General features: G+C 52.7%; 1 rRNA gene. It reads left to right on the top strand.

The features are described from left to right. Nucleotides 1–715: ribosomal RNA gene (locus FN960_RS23405) — 23S ribosomal RNA — on the top strand; the annotation flags it as partial.

Below are 715 nucleotides of genomic sequence, written 5' to 3'. Positions count from 1 at the left end.
GTGAACCAGTACCGTGAGGGAAAGGCGAAAAGAACCCCGGCGAGGGGAGTGAAAAAGAACCTGAAACCGTGTACGTACAAGCAGTGGGAGCCTCTTTTATGGGGTGACTGCGTACCTTTTGTATAATGGGTCAGCGACTTATATTCTGTAGCAAGGTTAACCGAATAGGGGAGCCGAAGGGAAACCGAGTCTTAACTGGGCGTTAAGTTGCAGGGTATAGACCCGAAACCCGGTGATCTAGCCATGGGCAGGTTGAAGGTTGGGTAACACTAACTGGAGGACCGAACCGACTAATGTTGAAAAATTAGCGGATGACTTGTGGCTGGGGGTGAAAGGCCAATCAAACCGGGAGATAGCTGGTTCTCCCCGAAAGCTATTTAGGTAGCGCCTCGTGAATTCATCTCCGGGGGTAGAGCACTGTTTCGGCAAGGGGGTCATCCCGACTTACCAACCCGATGCAAACTGCGAATACCGGAGAATGTTATCACGGGAGACACACGGCGGGTGCTAACGTCCGTCGTGAAGAGGGAAACAACCCAGACCGCCAGCTAAGGTCCCAAAGTCATGGTTAAGTGGGAAACGATGTGGGAAGGCCCAGACAGCCAGGATGTTGGCTTAGAAGCAGCCATCATTTAAAGAAAGCGTAATAGCTCACTGGTCGAGTCGGCCTGCGCGGAAGATGTAACGGGGCTAAACCATGCACCGAAGCTGCGGC

Source organism: Alkalicoccobacillus porphyridii (genome assembly GCF_007293315.1).
Taxonomy (GTDB): domain Bacteria; phylum Bacillota; class Bacilli; order Bacillales; family Bacillaceae_D; genus Alkalicoccobacillus; species Alkalicoccobacillus porphyridii.
Note: the sequence above shows the minus strand (reverse complement) of the source record. Positions and strands in the feature narration are given on the sequence as shown.